General features: G+C 30.3%; 20 protein-coding genes. 7 read left to right on the plus strand and 13 right to left on the minus strand.

The features are described 5' to 3' along the window. Positions 1–60 precede the first annotated feature (60 nt). Entirely contained in the window at positions 61–1,521 is a 1,461-nt protein-coding gene (locus BLP44_RS02895) for a DUF5687 family protein (RefSeq protein WP_091129120.1), read from the minus strand. Between the two features lie 127 nt (positions 1,522–1,648). Here BLP44_RS02895 and BLP44_RS02900 point away from each other — a divergent pair, with 127 nt between their 5' ends. From BLP44_RS02900 to BLP44_RS02910, 3 genes are all read left to right on the plus strand, one after another. Beyond that, positions 1,649–2,701 (plus strand): 2Fe-2S iron-sulfur cluster-binding protein, encoded by a 1,053-nt coding sequence (locus BLP44_RS02900; RefSeq protein WP_008465821.1) that lies wholly within the window; start codon positions 1,649–1,651, stop codon positions 2,699–2,701. A gap of 125 nt (positions 2,702–2,826) precedes the next feature. Continuing rightward, complete coding sequence (locus BLP44_RS02905) at positions 2,827–3,135, plus strand: hypothetical protein (protein ID WP_091129123.1); 309 nt, start codon at positions 2,827–2,829, stop codon at positions 3,133–3,135. 137 nt (positions 3,136–3,272) lie between these two features. After that, positions 3,273–3,704 carry a hypothetical protein gene (locus tag BLP44_RS02910; RefSeq protein WP_008465819.1) on the plus strand — a complete coding sequence of 144 codons (432 nt, stop codon included), beginning with the start codon at positions 3,273–3,275 and terminating at the stop codon, positions 3,702–3,704. 208 nt (positions 3,705–3,912) lie between these two features. On the opposite strand, the gene BLP44_RS02915 is transcribed toward BLP44_RS02910, so the two are convergent. Then, positions 3,913–4,923, minus strand: a complete 1,011-nt coding sequence (locus BLP44_RS02915) for a glycosyltransferase family 9 protein (RefSeq protein WP_091129786.1) — start codon at positions 4,921–4,923, stop codon at positions 3,913–3,915. Between the two features lie 43 nt (positions 4,924–4,966). Further along, a complete protein-coding gene (locus BLP44_RS02920; protein ID WP_066033168.1) occupies positions 4,967–5,572 on the minus strand; it encodes a DUF4254 domain-containing protein in 606 nt (201 codons plus the stop codon). A gap of 110 nt (positions 5,573–5,682) precedes the next feature. Here BLP44_RS02920 and upp point away from each other — a divergent pair, with 110 nt between their 5' ends. Next, positions 5,683–6,336 carry a uracil phosphoribosyltransferase gene (gene upp, locus BLP44_RS02925; protein ID WP_091129126.1) on the plus strand — a complete coding sequence of 218 codons (654 nt, stop codon included), beginning with the start codon at positions 5,683–5,685 and terminating at the stop codon, positions 6,334–6,336. Here the strand turns inward: upp and BLP44_RS02930 are convergent. Then, positions 6,331–7,260, minus strand: coding sequence for a DUF6427 family protein (locus tag BLP44_RS02930; protein WP_008465815.1), 930 nt, complete (start codon positions 7,258–7,260; stop codon positions 6,331–6,333). The genes upp and BLP44_RS02930 overlap by 6 nt on opposite strands. A gap of 141 nt (positions 7,261–7,401) precedes the next feature. Between BLP44_RS02930 and BLP44_RS02935 the strand changes: the two genes are divergently transcribed. Further along, positions 7,402–7,632 carry a DUF6341 family protein gene (locus tag BLP44_RS02935; protein ID WP_008465813.1) on the plus strand — a complete coding sequence of 77 codons (231 nt, stop codon included), beginning with the start codon at positions 7,402–7,404 and terminating at the stop codon, positions 7,630–7,632. A gap of 42 nt (positions 7,633–7,674) precedes the next feature. On the opposite strand, the gene purD is transcribed toward BLP44_RS02935, so the two are convergent. Continuing rightward, on the minus strand, positions 7,675–8,949 hold the full coding sequence (purD, locus tag BLP44_RS02940) for a phosphoribosylamine--glycine ligase (protein WP_091129130.1): 1,275 nt from the start codon (positions 8,947–8,949) through the stop codon (positions 7,675–7,677). A gap of 134 nt (positions 8,950–9,083) precedes the next feature. Between purD and BLP44_RS02945 the strand changes: the two genes are divergently transcribed. Further along, entirely contained in the window at positions 9,084–10,394 is a 1,311-nt protein-coding gene (locus BLP44_RS02945) for a phenylacetate--CoA ligase family protein (RefSeq protein ID WP_091129134.1), read from the plus strand. 43 nt (positions 10,395–10,437) lie between these two features. Further along, positions 10,438–10,965, plus strand: a complete 528-nt coding sequence (locus tag BLP44_RS02950; protein ID WP_091129138.1) for an ORF6N domain-containing protein — start codon at positions 10,438–10,440, stop codon at positions 10,963–10,965. Between the two features lie 60 nt (positions 10,966–11,025). Here the strand turns inward: BLP44_RS02950 and BLP44_RS02955 are convergent, their stop codons facing one another. From BLP44_RS02955 to BLP44_RS02990, 8 genes are all read right to left on the minus strand, one after another. Continuing rightward, positions 11,026–11,799, minus strand: a complete 774-nt coding sequence (locus BLP44_RS02955) for a glycosyltransferase family 2 protein (RefSeq protein WP_091129142.1) — start codon at positions 11,797–11,799, stop codon at positions 11,026–11,028. Between the two features lie 29 nt (positions 11,800–11,828). After that, entirely contained in the window at positions 11,829–12,812 is a 984-nt protein-coding gene (locus BLP44_RS02960) for a UDP-glucuronic acid decarboxylase family protein (protein WP_066033174.1), read from the minus strand. Position 12,813: 1 nt separating this feature from the next. Then, on the minus strand, positions 12,814–13,938 hold the full coding sequence (locus tag BLP44_RS02965; RefSeq protein WP_091129145.1) for a glycosyltransferase: 1,125 nt from the start codon (positions 13,936–13,938) through the stop codon (positions 12,814–12,816). Then, complete coding sequence (locus BLP44_RS02970) at positions 13,931–15,118, minus strand: O-antigen ligase family protein (RefSeq protein WP_091129148.1); 1,188 nt, start codon at positions 15,116–15,118, stop codon at positions 13,931–13,933. Before BLP44_RS02970 ends, BLP44_RS02965 begins: the two co-directional genes overlap by 8 nt. After that, complete coding sequence (locus BLP44_RS02975; protein ID WP_091129151.1) at positions 15,115–15,906, minus strand: glycosyltransferase; 792 nt, start codon at positions 15,904–15,906, stop codon at positions 15,115–15,117. The genes BLP44_RS02970 and BLP44_RS02975 overlap by 4 nt, the downstream gene beginning before the upstream one ends. Next, complete coding sequence (locus BLP44_RS02980) at positions 15,899–16,909, minus strand: O-antigen ligase family protein (RefSeq protein ID WP_162927155.1); 1,011 nt, start codon at positions 16,907–16,909, stop codon at positions 15,899–15,901. Before BLP44_RS02980 ends, BLP44_RS02975 begins: the two co-directional genes overlap by 8 nt. A 377-nt stretch (positions 16,910–17,286) precedes the next feature. Further along, positions 17,287–18,366 carry a glycosyltransferase family 2 protein gene (locus tag BLP44_RS02985; protein ID WP_091129158.1) on the minus strand — a complete coding sequence of 360 codons (1,080 nt, stop codon included), beginning with the start codon at positions 18,364–18,366 and terminating at the stop codon, positions 17,287–17,289. After that, the gene (locus BLP44_RS02990) at positions 18,353–19,654 is read right to left on the minus strand and encodes a flippase (RefSeq protein WP_139159165.1); all 1,302 of its coding nucleotides are present in this window, start codon (positions 19,652–19,654) and stop codon (positions 18,353–18,355) included. Before BLP44_RS02990 ends, BLP44_RS02985 begins: the two co-directional genes overlap by 14 nt. Positions 19,655–19,702 lie beyond the last annotated feature (48 nt).

The raw sequence follows: 19,702 nt of genomic DNA on the forward strand, positions 1-19,702 counted from the left end.
GATTAAAAAATTGTCTTTTTTATTTGGATATTCTAATTGACAAATTCTCTAATTATCAAATTAACTCTTTTGTTTATAAGCACTTATCGTACTATATTTCTCTACTTTGTATCTTTTTTCTATTAATGAAAACACTTTTTCTTTGAACACAAATCCTAACACTCCAGCTCCAGCAACCAATGCTAAACCAAGATTTTTATTATTCAAATAAAGTCCGATGGCATAAAGTCCTAAAGGCAATAAAATTTTTGGAAGCGTCAATAACATTGCATTTACATTAAAAGCTTTTTTATCTCCAAAAGCACCTCCAGCGTTACTTAAATCTATTGGTGTTTTGGTAAATGCACCGCCAAGAAGCACTAAATGAGAATTGACCCCAATGTTATAAATTGCTCCAACTACAATTGTGAGATAAATTTCCCATCCTAAAAACAGATAAAAGGAAGCCAATATGGTAGAAAGAAAGGTTACAATAACAATGAGCCACCATTTTGAAGTAATGTAACCTCGATACGGAATATTTTGTGTCATCATTAATTGATAATACGAACTATCCCAGCTTGGTACAAACTGTCCAAATACAAACAAAAATCCGCCCGAAACAAAAATTCCGGCAAAAATGTGCATTACAGGAGGCTGATGAGAATTTCCGAAAAAGAGAAATCCGTAGAACAAAAAGAGAACGCTCATGAAAATCGTTGTTTTAGATCTTTTGTTCCTTTTTATCAATTTAATGTCGTTTTTAAGAAAAGTTCCTAAAGTCCCAAATTGATTCAGCCAAGCCAGATTTTCTGTTGTTGCAACATCTTCTTTTACAGAAAGTCCTGCATCCAGATATAAATTGTTTTTAAAATATTTGAAAGTGAAAGCATATAAACCACCTAAGATCAGAACAGGAATTAAAAATACCCCTTCAATATCGTAAAAGTTCTGAAAGAACGGAGTTGTAAATGTTGTGATATCAAAAAACTGGTAATATTGTGCTCCCGCCAAAGCCAAAATTAGTACCACAAATACAACAAACAATTTGTCGATGTTGCTTAAAATAATATTCAAAAAATTGTTGATATAAATAAAAGCCATCGCTCCTACGTACCAAAAAAAGATTCCAACAACATCGTATCCCTCCAAAATTAAGACAACTGAAAAAGGCACAAAAAACAAAGCGTGAACCCAATTGAAAAACGACAAAGCTGTTTTTCCTAATGAAAAATGAACAATTACTGGCTTCTTAAAAGGCAGTACCAATAATGGTTTGATGTTTAAAACCGGTATTGATTGAAGTAATAATCTAATTACTAAATCAAACAAGAAATAATAAATTAAAAATTTGTTTATTGTAGCCAATGGTTCCAAATTCATGTCTTTAAGAACATAAAATGCGCCAACGCCCATTGCGACAAAAACTAATGAAAAATAGATTATCAGAAAACCTATTATAATTTTCATTGCCAGATTTTTACCAAAAGATGCCGACCTAATAAAAGCCTTCCATTCTAAATAAATAAACTTCTTAATCATGGTTTATGGTTTAGTATTTTTGTAGTAAGAGACCAAAAGTAGGAAAACGTTACAAAAAAAGTTAAAAAAAATAATTTCGTGCTAAACTTTTAATAGTGGTTTGCTACTTTTGCATAAAAATTCTATCATGCCTTCATTCTTAAAACTTATAATTAAAGAGGTTAAACGCGAAACTGCAGATGCTGTTTCTATTCTTTTTAATGTTCCTGAAGAACTAAAATCAGACTATAAATTTATAGCTGGACAATATATAAATTTAAAACTAACTCTTGACAACCAAGAAATTAGACGAGCTTATTCTATTTGCTCGGCACCAGACAGCGGCGAGTTAAGGATTGCTGTAAAAGCAGTAAAAAATGGTCTTTTTTCTCAGTTTGCCAATACTAAATTAAAAGCGGGAGATGTTCTTGAAGTGGGTCAGCCAGAAGGTAAATTTACTTTTGAGCCAGATGCTGAAAGACAAAGAAACTATGCGGCGTTTGCTGCTGGAAGCGGAATTACTCCAGTTCTTTCTATCATAAAATCGGTTCTTAAAAATGAGCCTAAGAGTTCATTTGTATTGGTTTACGGAAACAAAACTCCTGAAAGCACAATTTTTCATCAAGAACTTCACGATTTGCAATTGCAATATGTAGGCAGATTTTTTGTGCATTATGTATACAGCCAAGCAAAAGCTGAAAACGCTTTATTTGGAAGAATTGAAAAATCGGCTGTGAATTTTGTTTTAAACAACAAACACAAAGAACTTCAATTTGATAAGTTTTTCCTTTGCGGACCAGAAGACATGATCAATACTGTTTCTAATGTTTTGAAAGAGAAAAATGTAAAAGAATCTGCTATCAAATTTGAGTTGTTTACTTCTTCTTCTGAAGAACATGCAATTCAAGGTTCTCAAGAAGGACATACAAAAATTACTGTTTTGGTAGACGATGAAGAAACTACTTTCGAAATGTCTAAAAAACAAACTATTCTTGATGCTGCTCTAAAACAAGGCGTTGATGCTCCTTATTCTTGCCAAGGCGGAATCTGCAGCAGCTGTTTAGGACGCGTTACAAAAGGAACTGCCGAAATGACAAAAAATTCTATTTTGACAGACGGCGAAATTGCAGAAGGATTAATTTTAACTTGTCAAGCGCATCCAACTTCAGAAACTATTTATGTTGATTACGACGACGTATAATATTTGATAAATTCCAAAATATAAAATCCAAATTCCAAACTAAAACGGAATTTGGATTTTTTTATTTTTAAATTTGTCCTATTTGGAATTTGGAATTTGGAATTTTTACTATTAAGTATTTATAAATGAAATCGGTGCGAGAAATTTTTAGAAATAAGGAATATCTTCTGGATGAACCAGAAGTTATGAAGCTTGTTGATTATTGTGAAGAACTTCAGGATGATATTGTTGAACTTAAATTTCAAAAAACCGATAATAAAGAACTTGCTTTACTCGATATGATTAAAGAGGTTATAAAAGGATGTGATGCCATTGAAAAAGAGCAAATGGAACATGAACGCTATGGTTATGATGCACCAAATTACCAAGAAACCATAACAAATCTAAAAATCTATATTTACCGTCGCTGTCGTGATGAGAAGATTTGGCTCTAATTGAAATAAAAGTAAAATTTTGTCAAAATATTGCTGAATTTTCATTAAATTAGGGGTAAAATTATAGCAATGGCAATCTCATGATTTAAGAATTTGCAGAGCTAATCAAACTTGTCAAACATTTAACATTAAATATCATGACAGCTCACGTTCACCACTTTCATCTATCTTTACTTATTATGCTGATTGTAACTGCTTCGCTTTGCGTTTTGGCAGTTATTATAAAAATGAAAAACAAAAAAGGCCCGAAGTTACTTGAAAGAGAAAAATACAATTCAACATTGACCGAGAAAATGGAAGAAGTCCAAAAGACCGATTCGAATATTTTTAATATCTGGCCTTATGTAAGCAAACTTAAATCGGCTAAAGTTTTATCTAAAAAAATAAAAGATAATGACTTAATTTATAAAGTTTACAGAGATTCATCACAAAAATTCGAACATATTCTTTTGTCAACTGAGGACAAAAATAACTTTGTTTCCATTATAGTAAACAAAAAAAGAAAAAAAACAATAGGATATTCTTTCCTCGATTCTGATGAAAGATATTTAAACAAAAATATTGCTTAAAACATTGTTCATCGCAAATACCCCAGCGGGGTAAAATATTTATAGGATCACAATAAAACAAAAGAAAAAGCTCCAGCGGAGCGACATTATTATAAAAAACATGTCGCTCCGCTGGAGCTTTAATATTGTAGACGCATATTTTACTATAAATATTTCGCTTCTCCGAAGCTTATAAAAAGTGACGCCTTCTAGTTTATTTTCTAATCCTTTATGAAAGCTGCTCTATAACCTTTTCAACGACCTGTTGTGGTAAAATTGTCCTCATAGCATCCTCATAACCTTCACCAACTTTATTGCCATAAACTGATGTTGGCAATTTTGGATATTGATTTCGGTCTGAAGTCAGTGCTTTTTCTAAACTTTGATTAAAAGGCAAAAATCCTGCATAAGGATGTGTCGCGCCCCAAAGTGTAACGACTTTTACGCCAAGCATTGCTGCAATATGTGCATTCCCAGAATCCATAGAAAGCATCACATCAAGATTGCTTATCAATTGCAGTTCCTGCTGAAATTTGATTTTTCCAGCCATATTGATTACATTTTCAAAAGGCTCAGAAATTGAATCTAAAATTTCGATTTCTTTTTTTCCTCCGCCAAAAAGCAAAATTTTATAGGATGGATTTTCAGCCAATTTTGCAATTACTTCTTTCATTAAATCCAAAGGATAAACTTTAGAATCATATTGTGCAAAAGGCGCAATTCCTATTAGTTTTTGATTTTCATTTCTGATAATGTCTAAAATATCAGAACTTAAAACTGCCTTTTCAGGAAATACTGGTTTCGATAAATCTAAAGGAAAACCAAGAGCTGAAAACACTTTTGCATGTCTTTCAAACATGGTTGGCAATTGTTTGAAAACCTTATTTTCGGCTCGGGTTAATTCTTTTTTTCCTTCTCTCCCTTTATCAACGGTTGCTCTTTTTTTTCCGCTTAAAGCGAAAAGCAAACTCACCACTTTAGATCGTAAAACATTATGAAGATCTGCAAAAGCATCAATCTTCAATTTTTTTACATCTTTAAACAATCGTAAAAGTCCTGGAAATCCTTTATGTCTTTCTTTTTCATCAAAAGCAAAAAATTCAAGATTCGGAATTCCATCAAAAAAAGGTTTGAAAAACGGACGAGAAATAACGGTCAGTTTTACCGTTGGATATTGTTTTACAAAAGCCCGTAAAACAGGAACCGTCATGGCGACATCTCCCATTGCGGATAGTCTCATGACGGCTATATGTTTGATTTTGTTGTTGAACAACGCTGCCAAATTATTTCTTATTTTGATATAAAACTGGGTTCAATTCATCATCGTTGTACATTTTCATTTGTTTGTACACTTTCATGAATTTATCACCGTTTTCGATATCTGTCAATAATTCTTCAATTGCTGTAGATAAATCTGTTCTTTGCTCTAAAAGCACATTCAATTTTTCTTGGCATTTATCTCTATGTTCCTGAGAAGCTTCTGCACGATTTGCTTCTTCATGCATGTGATAAATTTTTAAAGCCAAAATCGACAATCTGTCAAAAGCCCAAGCAGGACTTTCAGAATTGATTTTTGCCCCGTCTTTTACTTTTACATTGCTGTATTTTTGTAAAAAGTAACTATCAATATATTCCACCATATCAGTACGTTCCTGATTTGATGCATCAATTCTTCTTTTTAATGTTAAAGCCGCAACAGGATCAATATTTGGGTCACGAATAATATCTTCAAAATGCCACTGAACGGTGTCAATCCAATTTTTTAGATATAACAAATGCTCGAACTTATCTTTTGGATAAGGATTATTGATCGGCTGATCTACATTATCAAACTGATGATAATCTTTGATACTTTGCTCGAAAACAGAATATGCTAATTTTGAAAACATGTCTTTATTTTTTTATAGATACAAAGATACTTTTTATACTTTTATGCTGCGAAGAAAAGAAATTATTTTTCGTTTCATCATTTTATCTCTAAATAAATTACAATTTCATCATGAAAATTCATTATATCTCTGAAAATAACAGCGTTTTAAATCATTTCTTAGGTCAAATTAGAAAAGTAAATGTTCAAAATGACAGCATGCGTTTTCGTAGAAATATTGAACGCATTGGTGAAATTATGGCTTATGAATTGAGCAAAATTTTGCCTTATAAAAATGTTGAAATCCAAACTCCTCTTGGAATTAAGAACACTACAGAAATTGATACGGATTTAGTTTTATGCCCTATATTACGTGCTGGATTACCACTTCATAATGGCTTTTTAAATTATTTTGATCATGCAGAAAACAGCTTTGTTTCTGCTTGCAGATTCCACCCAAATAATGATGATGAATTTGAAATTCGAGTTGAATATCAGGCTATTTCAGACTTAAATAATAAAACCGTTTTGCTTCTAGATCCGATGCTGGCTACGGGACAATCAATTGTTGCAGTTCACCAAAAATTGGTCGAAAACGCTATTCCAGCAGAAATACATATTGTTGTCGTTATCGCTGCCCCAGAAGGAATTGCTTATCTAGAAAAAAATCTTCCCGAAAATTGCCATCTCTGGGTTGCTTCTTTAGATGAGAAACTAAACGCGAAAAACTACATTGTTCCAGGTCTTGGCGACGCTGGTGATCTTGCTTACGGAAGTAAATTATAGCTGAGAGAAAAACGTAAATAAACTACATACAATCAGAGTGTAATAAACAATTTCGTTATTCAGTTTCTGCTGCATGTATTCTACGTGGCTCGTTGCCATAATGCTTAATGGTGCAATACTAAACAATAGCAAATCGTTGCTTTTATTTGGCGAAATGATGTAAACAATGGCTGCTATAAAAAAGCAAGCTACTATTTTCTTATACGAAGAATGGACAATTTGTGGTCTATTTGACAATGTCATTAGCATCGAAGTAACAAAAAATAAAGCGACAGCAGTGTATATTGAAAGTGCTGCATTTTCATAATTATTCTTAAAATAATCAATTCTAAAATCGATTACTGCTCTTTCCTGAATGAAAGCTACGGCATCAAAATTTAAAATTAAAGATGTCATGTAGAATAAAATTGTTACTGCCAAAAGTGCGATAAATGGCAAAACCCAGTTTCTATAATCTCTTGAAACGTGAAAAATAATAGAAATATAAACCAATATTAAGAAGAGAATACTCCAAAATTGAAATAAAGAAGCTATAAAAATCCAAAATGCTGCATCAAATATTTTCTCTTTTGATGCTTTGAGAGATTGGAGCGAAATCAATCTTCGAAGTGCCAATAAAATAAAAAAATTGGCATAGATAACATTTGAGTCATTAAATATGGTTGGGAAAAATAGAACAAACAACAAGTAAAAAAGTATCGCATAACCATTGTCTTTACTGAGTCCGTTCTTTTTTACAATGAAATTAATCATAAAAAAAGAAGCCAAAATAAAGCATAATAAACTCACTTTTTGAAAAGCCAAAAAATAAGAAGTAACCCAAGAAGGGTCTTTAATTTGGAACATAAAAAAGAAAACCAGTATTAAAATTACAACCAATGAATAATTTAATGGCGTAGATTTTTTAAAAACACTTGTTATCATAAGGATATTTTATACTTTTGTGATTGTAAAGATACTACTTGTTTAAAAGGAAAAACCTAACAAGTTGAAAAAAGATTTGGTTTACCGAATTTTATCTTCAAGGCATTACACAACAATAAATAACATATAATTTTTAAAATTATGACAGCTTTTTTCGAAGGAATTCAATACCTATTCGTTAACATTTTGTTTGCTCCTCTTGACTTTTTACGTCGTTTGGAATTAATTACATGGTTTGGTGCAAACACTATTAACTGGATTTTCATGATCATCTGTGCGTGCGCAATTGGTTATTGGATTAAACAATTGCGTATTTTTGATGATGCCGGAACAGAAAACCAAGATACAACAGCTCACTCATTTTTAAAATAAAAACCAAACCCTTTAATTAAAAAGGGCTGGTGAATTTATTTTTTAAATTAGATCGAAGCCGATATCTTTTCTAAAATACATCTTATCAAAGCTTAGTTTATCTATGTTTTGGTAAGATTTTTTTATGGCCTGTTGGAAATCGTCTCCATAAGATGTTACAGCAATTACACGTCCTCCATTAGTAACGACATTTTGGCCATCTAATTTTGTTCCCGCATGAAAAACTATAGAATCTGTAATATTTTCTAAACCAGAAATTACTTTTCCTTTTTCAAAATCTTCAGGATATCCGCCAGAAACAACCATTACAGTTGTTGCGCTTCGTGGATCAACTTCTAAATTAAAGTCTCCTAATTTTTGATCTGCAACAGACAAGAACAATTCAACTAGATCTGATTTTAATCTTGGAACCACAACTTCAGTTTCAGGATCACCCATTCTCACATTGTATTCAATAACGATTGGTTCACCTTTTACATTGATCAAACCGATAAAAACAAATCCTTTGTACTCGATTCCGTCTTTTTGGAAACCTTCGATTGTTGGCTTTACGATGCGTGTTTCAATTTTTTCCATCAAAACTGCATCTACATAAGGAACTGGAGAAACCGCTCCCATTCCGCCTGTATTTAAACCCGTATCTCCTTCACCAATACGTTTGTAATCTTTTGCTGTTGGAAGAATTTTATAGCTTTTCCCATCTGTTAAAACGAAACAGCTCAATTCGATTCCGTCCAAGAACTCTTCAATAACTACTTTTGAACTCGCTGTTCCAAATTTAGCGTGAACTAGCATGTTTCTTAATTCTGTTTTTGCTTCTTCAAGATCCTGAATAATCAAAACACCTTTTCCAGCGGCTAATCCGTCTGCTTTTAAAACATAAGGAGGTTGTAATGTTTCTAGAAATTTACATCCTTCTTCAACCGTCTCAGCAGTAAAACTATCATATGCTGCAGTCGGGATATTATGTTTCATCAAGAATTCTTTGGCAAATTCTTTACTCCCTTCTAATTGTGCGCCCAATTTTGATGGCCCGATAACTGGAATATGTTTTAAACTTTCGTCATTTTTAAAATAATCGTAAACACCTTTTACCAAAGGATCTTCTGGCCCTACGACTACCAAACTTATATTTTCTTTAAGCACTAATGCTTTTACTGCTTCAAAATCAGTTGGAGATATTGCAACGTTTTCAGCAATTGCAGCAGTTCCAGCATTTCCAGGCACTACAAAAAGTTTTTCGCAAAGCGGACTCTGTGTCATCTTCCATGCAAATGCATGCTCTCTTCCGCCTGATCCCAATAGTAAAATTGTCATGTGTTGTTGTATTTTAGTTGTGGTGCAAAAATAATTGCTTTTGAACGTAAAAAATAATTAAATCTTAAAAACTTCGTGATTCTTGATTGTTACTAATTGCTAAATATTATTTTTGACGAAAATTATCCCGAAAAATGATTCGCCTTTTTGATCTTTCACTCAAACTAAATGGTTTTCCAATTAAGGAAGCCAAAGCCGAATTGGATAAAATTGTTCACTTTTCTGAAGAAGAGTGCACTTCGTTTATTGAAAAGAAAAAGAAAGAAATTGTTGATTTTCATTTAAATAACAATTCTTTTTATCGTGATTTGCTTGAAAACAAAAAGATTGAAAACTGGAATGATCTTCCGATTTTGAACAAACAGAATCTCCAAAAACCTCTTGAAGAAAGACTTTCAAAAGGATATTCAAAAAAAAACATCTACCTCAACAAAACATCCGGCTCGAGTGGAACTCCTTTTGTTTTCGCTAAAGACAAATATTCTCATGCTTTGACTTGGGCTTCCAATATAATGCGTTTCGGCTGGTTTGGAATTGATTTTAATCATTCGTATCAAGCACGCTTTTACGGAATTCCTATGGATTTTATTGGATATCAAAAAGAACGTTTTAAAGATTTTTTGACACATCGTTTTCGTTTCCCCGTTTTTGATTTGTCTGATGCTGTTTTAGAAAAATTTCTAAAAAAATTCAGAACTAAAAAATTCGATTATATCAACGGATATACAAGTTCAATTGTTCTTTTTGCTAAATTTTTAGAACAAAAAAATATCATTTTAAAAGAAATATGTCCAACACTAAAAGCTTGTTTTGTTACTTCAGAAATGCTTTTTGAAACGGATAAAAGACTTTTGGAAAAACAATTTGGAATTCCAATTATCAGCGAATACGGCGCTTCTGAGCTAGATTTAATTGCTTTTGAAAATCCTAAAGGAGAGTGGCAGGTAAACTCAGAAACACTTTTTGTCGAGATTTTGGATGAAAATAATAATCCTGTTCCACATGGAACGGAAGGAAAAATTGTGATTACTTCTTTATTTAATAAGGCAAATCCTTTTATAAGATACGAAATTGGCGACATTGGAATTTTGGACGAAAAAAGCACTCCTCAGAAACCAATTCTTAAAAAATTAATTGGAAGAACCAACGATGTTGCTGTTTTGCCAAGTGGTAAAAAATCTCCAGGTTTGACATTTTATTATGTAACCAAAAGCATCATTGAAGACGATGGAAACGTAAAAGAATTTATCATCAAACAAACCAAATTAGATACTTTTGAAATTGAATATGTAGCTGAAAAAGAATTAATTTCAGAACAAATTGAGAAAATAAAACAAGCAATCAATTTGTATTTAGAACCGAATTTAAACTTCACTTTTACAAGAAAAACTATTTTAGAAAGAACCAATCGCGGAAAACTAAAACAGTTTAAATCTTATTTATAAAATATAAATAAAATCTTACATTTGTTTTTTTAATTAAAAACTTATGGATGATAATTCTTTACTTTCTGAAGAAACAATTTCTAATAAAATATATTTTATTCGTGGTCAAAAAGTGATGATTGATCGCGATCTCGCAACATTGTATGGAATTGAAACGAGGGTTTTAAAGCAAGCCGTAAAAAGGAATATTTCTAGATTTCCAGAAGATTTTATGTTCGATCTTAATAAAACTGAAACTGAAAATTGGAAATCACAAATTGTGATTTCCAATTCTGAAAAAATGGGTTTACGTTATATTCCAACCGCATTCACAGAACATGGTGTTTTAATGCTATCAAGTGTCTTAAAAAGCGATAAAGCCATTCAAACCAATATTCAGATTATGAGAATTTTCACAAAAGTGAGACAAATGCTTTTGGACACAACCGAAATCAAAGTAGATATTTTCCAAATTCAAAAGAAGTTAGAAAATCATGATAAAAATATTGAATTGGTATTTTCATATTTAGATGAATTAACTGAGAAAAAAGAAAATGAGTCTGAAAGAGTAAAGATTGGCTATAAAAAATAGTTCTTTAAGGTCACAATTTGTGATCTTAAAAACTTGATGTCACAAATTGTGGTATCAAGTTTAATTTAAAATTTTCTTAATATATTTTCGCTTGATTATCAATTGAGTAAATAAAAACCTCATCATCAGCAAAACAGAAAAAACAAGATTATATCCATGAAATTCTCTATAAACACCAAAATTGTGTTTTATTAGTCTAAATTTTGAAGAAGAAACAGAGTTTTTTCTAATTCTGTAAAAGGCCAAAGGTTCTGGAACTGGTTTTGCTATTTTAATTTGCTTTAAAATTGTTAACCAAATTCTCCAATCCTGACGTTTTTGTGTAGTTTCCAGAATGATTTTTCCGAAATAATCTGAATCATATATAGCTGTCAAATTGCCTACGTAATTACAGAAAAACAATTCGTTATAAGTTAAAGGATTTGGTGACTCAACCCTTCTGCTTAAATTATTTCCCTCTTCATCAATAGAATCATAATAACTAAAAGTAAAAGGCTGATTATTCATTTTTAAAAACTGGATCTGCTTTTCCAATTTTTCAGAAAACCATAAATCATCTGCGTCTAAATAGGCAATATATTTTCCTGTGGCTTTTTCTAAAGCGGCGTTTCTTGCAAAACCGTTTCCGCGATTTTCTGGTAATTTAAAGAGTTTAACTCTACTGTCATTTTGAGCAAATTCTTCTATAATAGAAACGGTTTTGTCTGTAGAGGCATCATCTACTAGAATCATTTCCCAGTTTTGGTAGGTCTGATTTTGAACTGATTCTAAAGTTGCTCTAATGAACTTTTCAGTATTGTATGTTGGTGTTAAAATAGATACTAAATCGTTCATTAGATTTATTATTCTTTCAGAATCTTAATTTATTTTATATAGCTTGAAAAGTCTTTGTGTTCTTCTTTTGCCAGTTCTTCAGGAGATAATGATTTGAAATACTCATAAGTAATTTTCATTCCTTCTGCTCTGCTTACTTTGGCTTCCCAGCCCAACAATTCTTTTGCTTTTGTTGTATCTGGCTGACGCTGCAATGGATCGTTTATTGGCAGCGGATGATAAACTACTTTCTGATTTGTTCCTGTCAGTTTTATAATTTCTTCTGCAAAATCTTTGATTGTGATTTCGTCAGGGTTTCCAATATTTACTGGATATACATAATCTGAATGTAGCAATCTGTAAATCCCTTCAACTTGGTCATCAACATAACAGAAAGAACGCGTCTGCATTCCGTCTCCAAAAATCGTTAGGTCTTCACCACGTAAAGCCTGGCCAATAAACGCTGGAATTACACGTCCGTCGTTTAATCGCATTCTTGGCCCGTAGGTGTTAAAAATACGAACGATTCTAGTTTCTACTCCATGAAAAGTATGATATGCCATGGTGATTGACTCCTGAAAACGTTTTGCTTCATCATAAACTCCACGTGGACCTATTGTATTTACATTCCCATAGTATTCCTCAGTTTGTGGATGTACTAAAGGGTCTCCATAAACTTCAGAAGTTGATGCAATCAAAATTCTGGCTTTTTTTACTCTCGCCAATCCAAGTAGATTATGGGTTCCCAAAGATCCCACTTTTAAAGTTTGAATTGGAATTTTTAAATAATCAATCGGACTTGCTGGCGAAGCGAAGTGTAATATATAATCTAAATCGCCTGGAACATGAACAAACTTAGTAATATCATGGTGATAAAACTCGAAATTTTCCAGTTTAAATAAATGTTCAATATTTTTAAGATCTCCTGTAATCAAATTATCCATTCCAATTACAAAGTAACCTTCTTTAATAAATCTGTCACATAAATGTGATCCTAAAAATCCTGCTGCTCCGGTGATAAGTATTCTTTTCATATTATGTTAATTGCTCTCTATAAATAGATTCGAGATCCTTTATTTTTTTATAAATATTATGATTCTTTTCAAATGTTTCTTTCGCATTTTTTGAAAACTCATTATATAATTTTTCATCTTGAAGCAAAACATTTATTTTTTTACTAAACTCTACAGTATTGTTTTCCTTAATACAATAACCGTTATAATTATTTACGATTAAATCTCTATTGCCATCACAATCAGAAACTATACTTGGAATTGATAGTGCCAAACTTTCTATAACCGAATAAGGAAGTCCCTCGTATCTAGCTGTTGAAAGATATATTTTTGATTTACTTATAATGTTTAAAACATCTTCTCTTGTTGTCCAATTTAATAATGTGACTTTATTTTTTAAATTGAGTTTTTCTATTAAATCTTCAACTTGTCTTATATGATCTGCATGGTGTCCTAGCCCTAAAATTACCAAATGTACATCAACAATTTTATTAAGTTCATACAAAACTTCGATTAATTCCTCAATGTTTTTTTGGTAACAAGGTCTTCCAACAGTACATAGATATTGATCAGGCCATGTTTTGGGTATAGATAAATCGTAAATTTTTTCTATTGGTTCTATCGCATTATTAAAAAGATTTGTTTTCGATTTTGGGAAACCAACCTCATTTACTGCTCTATTTAGTTCAGATTGCGAAGAAGCTACCAAAACCGTTTTCCCTTTGGAAAGCAATTTTTCAATCTTTAAAAAAAATGACCTTTTAGTCTTACTTTCTGCACTTAAAAAAGAAAATGCCTGTGGGGTATGCAAAACTTTTACTCCTGTTAAAAAACCCACTATCCTTCCAATAACACCACCTTTTGTACTGTGTGAATGAATTAAATCTGGCTTTTCTTTACGAATAATTTTCCATGCTTTTAAAATTGCTGATAAATCATATCTAAAAGATATTTCTCTATATATCGGAAGCCTATAATACCCTATTGGTTTAGCATCTTTGTCTACAAATTCATTTTGAGTATCAGAATTCCCATGAATCACTATGTTCTCAAAATTCTCGGTATCTAAATTGTGAAGTATCTGCCTCAAAGAAACATCAACCCCACCTACTGAATGTAGAATATGCGCAACTTTAATTTTATTCATCTTCTTTTCTCTGGAGCAAAATTAGTGTAAATATACCAAACAAATAACAACCAAATTGTCGGTAAAATATGTTCTCTACAATAAAAAAAAGCAGAAAAGCGATCACTATTGCAATTTTAAAAAAATCTAATCTTAATTCTAAAAATAATGCAACAAAAAATGCTGAGAATAAAAGAAAAGCAATGATTCCACCAACTAAATAAAAATCAATAAACTGATTGTGGGTATTAAACTTTTCTGATAAAAAATATTCTTTTTTAGATTGATTTTCGATACTTGATGCATAACAATCAAGCAAGTTATTTTTTATTTTTTGATACCCGTCAAAACCTGTCAATAAAATAAAATCATCCTGTTTTGTCATTTTATAGGCACAGTTCCAAATTACAATTCTTGGCTCATAATCAGAGGCCTCTTGCAATGACTTTTCTAAATTACTTTTTATAAAAAACCTTTCTCTAATATTTTTGTTTGACATAACTACACCAACAAACAAAAGTCCCAGAGCTAATGCAAAAAGAATTTTTTTGTACCACTTCGTTTTAAAATAAAACACAAAATATACTCCTGCAATTGCGAAAACTGTGATAATTGAAATTCTCGCCGAAATCAATAAAATAAATCCTAGTAAAAGAACAGAATTGAATAAATAAAATTTACGCCATTTTGATATAATTATTGCTTTTTCTAAAGATATTAAAAACCCGAGAACAGTAATAAATGCAATATATGGACGCTCTAAAAGTAATAGTTTGTTCACCTCAGCAGTATTAGAAAAAGGCAGAATTCCTGTTTGAAAATAAAATACTCCTATAAGAAACATGGAAATTAAAATACAGGCATCAATCCCTATTAAAACTATTAATTTTAATGTTTTTATATCTTTTATTTTACACAGCAAAATCGAAATCCAAAATGCCAGCAATATTCCTTTATAAACCCTAAAATCGAACGATAAATTACCATATAATGCCGATTTTACTATAAGATAAAATAGTAAAATCAATAGAATCTGTTTTGAATAAGAATTGATTTTAAATGCCTTAATATCAAACTTTATCAAAAATAAAATTGTGAGTATAATTAAGCCTATATTGGGTAGCGCTTTTGAAAAGAAAAGCACTAGAATCATAAAATAAGCTGCGTAATGATATAAATTCTTCTCTATAAAACTTTTCATTTTTTACTCTTTTTTAAAAACAAAATAAACCTATAAGGAAGAATAAATAAGATGTAATTTCTAATTAGCCCATAAATTGGATAAAAACCAAAATAAAAATTCTCTTTTATAATTTTGATTCTACATGCTACCTGCTGTTTTCTTTTTTGTAATGAAATACCTTTTTCATTGATTTCTATTTGAGTGAGATACTCATTTATATTAGCCATTTTGTATGACTTTGAAATAGCAAAGAAAAAAGCGTAATCTTCAGCGGATTTGTAATTTAAAGAATACAATCCTACCGTTTTTAAAATATCCGAAGAAAACATGATAGCGGGATGAATCAGCATTGAATTAAAATACATTTTATTTTTTATATCTCTATTGTTCAATGGTAAATCGATTGAATACAAAAACTTATCATTATGGTCGACTGCCAAAACATTGGAACCTACTATTTTAATATCTGGATTATCTTCCAAATAGTTTTTCTGAATAGCAAATCTTTTCCCAATACAAACATCCCCGCAATCCAACCTTGCAATATATTTATATCCTTTTTCAATACTAATTTTTAAACCAGTATTTAATGCTATTTCAATTCCTTTATTTTCTGGTAAATATTCAAAAAAGATTTTTCCTTTTGCTTTAAAACTTTGTATCGCTGTATTTTCTTCAAATCTATTTATACTTCCGTCATCAACAATTATAATATCTAACTCTTCGTCTTGATTAATAGATTGCAGCGATTTCAGTAATCCATCAGAATTATTATAATATGGTATTAAAAGAATGATGTTATTCATTTTTTAAAATTAAAGTTTTATTATATCGCATTCTGATTAAAATAGCCAAACAAAGCCAAACACCATAAATTCTAAAAGTGTCTATTTGAAGCCAGTTTATGTACAATCCCAAAAGCGAAATTAAAACTATCATTAGAATTGTTTTTTCCTCTCCTTTTGCCTTTTTCATCAAAAGCCGAACTTCATTTAAAGAAAAATAAAGTAACATTAAAAATAAAGAAATTCCAATTAAACCTGTTTCTGCTAGAAGTCTTGTATAAAGATTATATCCTGGCGGAAATGCCTTTTCCTTTTTATTTTTATAATACAATTCAAACTCATAATTATTTCTTGTTGCCCAAGAAGGATAATGAATTCTATTGTGGTAGGCTTGCTGGCCAAACCCAACTCCTGTAATTGGATTTTCTAAAAAGACCTGTAATGCGGCATATTGCATTCCGAATCGGGATTGATTAGATACATTTTTGGTTAAATTTTTTTGAAAGTTTAATGAATTCATTTTCTCTGAGACAGAATGAATTACTTTTTCTCCTTTAAAAACAAGCAAAACTGAAAAAACAAATAAAGATCCAACTAAAAAATTGATAACATATTTCTTAAATCTTAAGTCTTTGTATAAGAAAATTAAAAAAACAAATCCTTGAAAAAACACCACGATTAACCCCGTACGTGATCCTGAAAAGTAAGTCAGAACTAAAATAGCAAATGTTGGCAAAAATCTAGTTAGTTTTTTACTGGTGAGAATATAACTAAACATCCAGCCAGAAATTGTAATAAGGTAAATTGCTAAAAAAGGAGGTTCGTAACTTATGGTCGAAATTCTGCCTTCTGGGTGAAGATTAACTTCTAAGAAAGGAAAATAATTAAATCCTTTTAAAATTGGATATAAAAATACATAGCCAAAAACTGAAATTAAAATTTCAAAAAAACCGTATATAGACGCTACAATAAGAGAACAAAGAAATACTTTTCTTATTTTAAAAAGTACTTCCTTAAGTTCCATTTTTGCTAAAACATTGATATAGAAAATAAAAAACACAAAAGCAGAAATCAGTAAAGCAAAATATTGTCTTATGAACCTATTTATTCCACTTGTACTTTTAAAATAATTAGAACCAACTGAAGATGCATTTAATATTGTTGTGATGAGACACCAAATTATAAATAACATTACAAGTTGAAAAAGAAAATTTTTGTATGGAAAGATTATTTTTTTTGTGAGTGAGATATTTATCAATAAAAATAAAAATCCAGCAAATAAAAAAAGTGCTCCAGACTCGGTTTTAAATTCTCCCAAAAATGATATTCCTTCATAACTGTTAAATGGGAAAAAGAAAAGACCTAAGAAAAATAATGTATTATATATTTTTGCAAGCACTTTCAGCGTTTTTTTGTCAATTTATTTATCTTTCTTATTGTTTCTGAAATTCTTGGATGATATCCAATTTGAATGCTTAAAATTAATAAAACCAATAAAAAGGATGTTTTTTTGGTGATTATTTTTAAGAGGGTTCTTTCATATAATCCTTTATCTTGGAGGATTTCTTCATCATATTTTTTGGACAATTCATATACTTTTTCATGAAAAACCATGTTTTTGATGTAGTTCCATTTTATTTTAAACGGGATTTTTAATACTGAACATTTATAGACTAAATAAAAGATTCTTTGAATAAATCTAATCGCTTTAAGTTTCTCCAATTCTTCGTATGAAATGCTAAGACTATATTCTTTTTTATAATCCAAATAATATTTTTCAAGAGCTTTTGAAAAATAATCATTTTCAATAATCTTTCTTGATTTACTATCAGCTACATCCCTGTAATAATAACCCGCATATTCGATAAATAGAACTTTCTCCGCTTTATTAAAAGCTTGAATATTAAATATATTATCTTCCTCAATTACTCTGTCATCTGGAAAACGAATATTATTTTCTAAAAGAAAAGTCCGTTTGTAAATTTTATTCCAAACTGCAAATAAATCTTCCGTTTTTAAGAGATTTGGAATGATTTGTTCTTGTATTAAGTCTTTTGCAAATATTAAATCAGTACTAAAACCATGATCTTTAATTACATATTTTCCGTCCCTTCCTAATATTGTTTTTGATACTAAAATATCTAAATATCTTTCTGCAGCCTTTTTATACAGATTCTCTAAGAAGTCTACTTTAACAAAATCATCGTTATCCAAAAATCCAATATATTCTCCTGAAGCGATTTCTATTCCAGCATTTCTAGCTTCAGCAATTCCTTTGTTTTCTTGATTAATAAGTTTGATCCGAATATCATCTTCTTGATATTTTTGAATTATTTCAAGACTGTTATCCGTAGATCCATCATTTACAAAAATAAATTCGCAGTCTACAAATGTTTGACTTAAAAGTGATTTTATACAATCATGCAAATAATTTTTTGCATTGTAAACCGGAATAACAACACTAACCTTAATTACTCCCATAACTTTTGCTTTGTCTCAAAATCAAACTTGTTTCTTTATGTGCAAAATACCACATGCCTAAAACAATAAATATTTGAGTGACTATTAAACTTATTGCTGTTCCTATTTCCTGATAAAAATAGGTTAGTGTAAAATTAATTGCAAAATTTAAAATTGTAGCTAAAACAATTACTCTAAAATAAAATATATCTTTTCCTAAATTTAAAAGAATCTGTTTACCAAACATGGTATCTAAAAACGATAATAATGGTATCAGAATCACAATTCTAAATAATAGCACAGATGGGAGCATTTCTTTACCATAAATAATAGAAATTATTTGTTCTGCAAAGCAAAAACAGGTAATAACAATGAGCGAGAACACAATTGATCCAACTATCATTATTTTTCTTATTTTTTGAATTGCTTTTAGCTTGTCCAAAGCCATTTCTGCCGAGAGATATGGGAAAATAGTGTTTGATACTGGAGTTTGCAGATTACCTATTGCACGAGCGAGTTTCTCAGCTGCCGAAAAATAACCTACTGCTTGATTTCCTGCAAAAATTCCTAAAATTAATGTTGTGGTATTGGTAAAAAGCGAAATTTTAAGTTCTGACAAAAACATAAATTTTGCTCTATTGAGCTGTTCTTTTATTCCTTTAACAGACTGTAATTTGAAGCTAATCTTAAAATCTTTCCAAATATAAAATAATGATAGTACACCAGCAGACAAAAATCCTAAAGCGTTAAACACTGGAACTAAATAATAATCAGATTTTTTAGTTACAAAAACAAAAATTGCGAGAGCAAATACTGTTTTCGTAACCAAATTAAGATATGTTACATATTTCATTTTCTGGATTCCGTGAAAAAACCAAACAGGAAAAATGGCCTGACCTAAAATAGATCCAAATGAAAATAAATATATAAACCAGTATGCTCTAAAAATGCCAAATAAAAAAACAATTCCCATCATTACAACAAAACTTATACTTACCAATACAAGTTTGGCAGACATTATTTGATTAAAAATCAATATTTGTCTTTCGCGATTATTTATTGCTAATGAAATATCGCGTGTACCAGTCGAATTAAATCCATATTCTGTTACAATTTGAAAATAAGTTACAAAAGCTATAGAAAAAGACAAGAGTCCAAAATACTCAACTCCTAAAACTCTTATCAAATAAGGAAAAGTAATTAAAGGTAATATAACATTTAAAAATTGAAGTACAGAAAGATATACAAAATTTGAAGCTAAAATTTTGTGTTTTCTGTATCGTTGAAATATATCAAAAATCAGCTTCAATATCTTTTGTTTTTAAAGTAAAAAGAAGGCTATACCTTTTTTGAAGGA

The sequence above is a fragment of the Flavobacterium anhuiense genome (assembly GCF_900101855.1).
GTDB classification, from domain to species: Bacteria; Bacteroidota; Bacteroidia; order Flavobacteriales; family Flavobacteriaceae; genus Flavobacterium; species Flavobacterium anhuiense.